The 3,390-nt window shown below is 66.2% G+C and carries 4 protein-coding genes and 1 pseudogene; 2 read left to right on the forward strand and 3 right to left on the reverse strand.

The features are described 5' to 3' along the window. The coding region (locus tag DM995_RS01045) for a DUF1176 domain-containing protein (RefSeq protein WP_116968213.1) at positions 1–384 on the reverse strand (384 nt) is incomplete at its 3' end. Positions 385–471: 87 nt separating this feature from the next. Here DM995_RS01045 and DM995_RS01050 point away from each other — a divergent pair. Beyond that, positions 472–1,341 (forward strand): 3-hydroxybutyryl-CoA dehydrogenase, encoded by an 870-nt coding sequence (locus DM995_RS01050; protein ID WP_116968214.1) that lies wholly within the window; start codon positions 472–474, stop codon positions 1,339–1,341. Positions 1,342–1,421: 80 nt separating this feature from the next. Continuing rightward, complete coding sequence (locus tag DM995_RS01055) at positions 1,422–2,087, forward strand: DsbA family oxidoreductase (protein ID WP_232823963.1); 666 nt, start codon at positions 1,422–1,424, stop codon at positions 2,085–2,087. Positions 2,088–2,124: 37 nt separating this feature from the next. Here DM995_RS01055 and DM995_RS01060 read toward each other — a convergent pair. Together DM995_RS01060 and mgtE are read right to left on the reverse strand one after the other, a co-directional pair. After that, positions 2,125–2,290, reverse strand: a pseudogene (locus DM995_RS01060) (DUF1489 family protein); the annotation flags it as partial. 5 nt (positions 2,291–2,295) lie between these two features. After that, the coding region (gene mgtE / locus DM995_RS01065; RefSeq protein WP_116968216.1) for a magnesium transporter at positions 2,296–3,390 on the reverse strand (1,095 nt) is incomplete at its 5' end.

The raw sequence follows: 3,390 nt of genomic DNA on the forward strand, positions 1-3,390 counted from the left end.
CACCACCTGCGCCGACTTGCCATTGGCGAGGCCGCGCGCGACGGCCATCGACTGCGCCTCGTCGAGCCAGGTATCGCCCTCGCCGTCGAGCGTGCCCGCAAATGGCTTGCCGCCGTCGATCACCAGCCGGGCCGCGCCCTTGGCCTGCTCTTCCTGCGGCCTCAGCCCGATCCGGAACGGCGCATCGGGCCCGCCCTCGCGGCGGATGCGCACGACCTGCGCGGTGAACACGTCGCTGCCGTCATCGGACAGGCTGCCGGCCTCGCACGACCAGATATTGTCGCAGGCGACATACCAGTCCTTGAAGATCATCACCTTGCCCTCGGCGGGCGCTTCAGCAGGGGCGGCGGTGGCGGCGGCAAGCAACAGAAACGGGCTGAACATCTTGGGACAAGGCTCCTAGCCAGACTCGGGGTCTTGGGTTATGCGCCGGGCCTATCCGATTCCGGCAGCAGCAGAAAGAGGCAGATCATGGACAAGATGGCAGTCATCGGCGCAGGCCAGATGGGCGCAGGGATCGCGCAGGTGAGCGCGCAGGCGGGTATGCACGTGTTCCTCTCCGACGTCTCGGTCGAGCTGGCGGAAAAGGGCAGGGCGGGTATTGGCAAGCAGCTCGCGCGCGCGGTCGACAAGGGCAAGATGGAGGCGAGCGAGGCCGAAGCCGTGCTCGGCCGCATCCAGCCCGTCGGCGATTACGCGCCGATGGCCGACGCCGCGCTGATCATCGAGGCGGCGACCGAGCGCGAGGACATCAAGCGCGCGATCTTCGAGAATGTCGGCAAGGTACTGGCTGCAGACGCCATCCTCGCGAGCAATACCTCGTCGATCCCGATCACCCGCATGGCCGCCGCCAGCCCCGATGCGTCGCGCTTTGTCGGGGTGCATTTCTTCAACCCCGTGCCCGTCATGGGGCTGATCGAATTGATCCGCGGTCTTGCCACGTCGGACGCGACGGTCGAGGCGGTACGCGGCTATGCCGAGCGCATCGGCAAGCGCGTGGTTCAGGCCAATGACGCGCCGGGCTTCATCGTCAACCGCATCCTGCTGCCGATGCTCAACGAGGCGTGCTTCGCGCTGGGCGAGGGCGTGGCGACGATTGAGGATATCGACGCGGCGGTGCAGCTGGGGCTCAACCACCCGATGGGACCGCTCACGCTCGCCGATTTCATCGGGCTCGACACGTGCCTCAGCATCACCCAGGTGCTGCACAGTACCACCGGCGACCCCAAGTTCCGCCCCGCACCGCTGCTGGTCAAATATGTCGAGGCCGGCTGGCTGGGCCGCAAGACCAGGCGCGGCTTCTACGACTATTCGGGCGAGACGCCGGTTCCGACACGCTGACCGGCAGGACAGGCTGACAGCCCCGCCGCTTTGCGGTACATTGGGACTGGAGGCCAGCTGCAAGAACCCGGAGACCATTGATGACCGCCCACAAGCTCAAGATCGATATCGTGTCGGACGTGGTCTGTCCGTGGTGCATCATCGGCTACAAGCAGCTCGAAAAGGCGCTCGACATGGTGGGCGACGATGTCGAGGCCGAGATCACCTGGCATCCGTTCGAGCTCAACCCGACGATGGTGCCCGAAGGCGAGGCGATTTCCGAGCATGTCGCGCGCAAATACGGCGCGACGCCGCAGCAGAGCGCGAGCAACCGCCAGCGGCTGACCGATCTGGGCGACAAGCTGGGCTTCGGCTTTCACTACGGCCCGGACATGCGCATCTACAACACCTTCAAGGCGCACCAGCTGCTCACCTGGGCGGGCGACGCCTATGGTAGCGCGGCGCAGACGCGGCTGAAGTTGGCGCTGTTTTCCGCCTATTTCCAGGCCAATCGCGATGTCAGCGACGAGGAGGTGCTGCTCTCGATCGTCGCCGAGGCCGGGCTCGATGCCGACGAGGGCCGCGCGGTGCTCAACGATCCCGACAACGAGGCCGAGGTCCGCGCGCATCTCGACCACTGGATCGAACAGGGCATCAGCGGCGTCCCCGCGATCATCTTCGACGGCAAGTACCTGGTGCCGGGTGCGCAGGAGGCCGAGACCTTCGTCAATGTCATCCGCAAGGTCCGCGAGAAGGCGCTGGCGTGAGACATGCCGCCTCTCCCTTGATGGGAGAGGCAGGCGCGGTTGAAGATCCAGTAGAGCGAGCCGCCGACCATTTCCTCGTGCCGCTTGGGCAGGTAGCGCGTGGTCAGCCGCGCTTCGCCAAGGCCCGAATGCCCCTCAAGCCATTGCCGCAGCGAAGCCACGCTCGTCGCGCCATAGGCGATCTTGGTCATGCTCAGCGGCATGCGCGTCAGAAGCTCGCCAGGCCGCTGGCCACCGCCAGCCCGAGAAACGCGAAAAAGCCCATCGAATCGGTGATCATCGTCACGAAGACCGAACTCGCCACCGCCGGGTCCTGTTCCAGCCGGTCGAGCGTGACGGGCACGATGACCCCGGCCAGCCCCGCGACAAGGATGTTGATCAGGATCGCCAGGGTGATCACGCCGCCCAGCATCAGGTCGCCGAACACGATGGTCGTGCCGATGCCGGTGAGCAGCGCGACAGTCGATCCGTTGAGCAGCGCGATGCGCAGTTCGCGTCCGATGATGCGGCGGGTGTTCGACTGCGTGAGCTGGTTCATCGCCAGCGCGCGCACCGCCACCGCCATGGTCTGCGTTCCCGCATTGCCGCCCACCGAGGCGACGATCGGCATCAGCACCGCGAGCGCGACGAGCTGCTCGATCGCCCCGCCGAAGATCGCGATGATGCCGCTGGCGAGCAGGGCGGTGCCCAGATTGGCAATCAGCCAGCGCACGCGGCTGCTATAGGACTGGCGGATCGGCTCATTGATGTCGCCATCGCCCGCGCCCGACATGCGCAGGATGTCCTCGCCCGCCTCTTCCTGGACGATATGGATGATGTCGTCGACCGTGATCTGGCCGACCAGCCGCCCGGCGCCATCGACCACCGCGGCGGAGATCAGCGCATATTTCTGGAAGCGCAGCGCGACCTCTTCCTGGTCCATGTCGGTGGGGATCAGCGTCTGGTCGCGCTTCATCACGTCGGCGAGCGCGATATGGCGCGGGGTGCGCAGGATCCAGCTCAGCTGGCAGGTGCCGACCGGGCGATGCTGCGGATCGACGATGAAGATTTCCCAGAATTCGGTGGTAAGGTCGCTGTTCTCGCGCAGATAGTCGATCAGCTGGCCGACATTCATGTGCTCGGGGACAGCGACCAGATCGCGCTGCATCAGGCGGCCGGCGGATTCCTCGGGGAACGAGAGCGCATCGACGATCGCGGCGCGATCGGCGGGTTCCAGCTCGGCCAGGACCGCGCGCTGGTCTTCCTCCTCCATCTCCTCGATGATCGCGACGGCATCGTCGGTCTCGAGCTGGCCGGCCAGCTC

The sequence above is a fragment of the Blastomonas sp. UPD001 genome (assembly GCF_003426715.1).
GTDB lineage: Bacteria > Pseudomonadota > Alphaproteobacteria > Sphingomonadales > Sphingomonadaceae > Blastomonas.

Excerpts from the sequence above, each read along its gene's own strand:
- DM995_RS01050 (WP_116968214.1), top strand. The coding sequence starts at position 472 with ATGGACAAGATGGCAGTCATCGGCGCAGGCCAGATGGGCGCAGGGATC.
- DM995_RS01055 (WP_232823963.1), top strand. The coding sequence starts at position 1,422 with ATGACCGCCCACAAGCTCAAGATCGATATCGTGTCGGACGTGGTCTGT.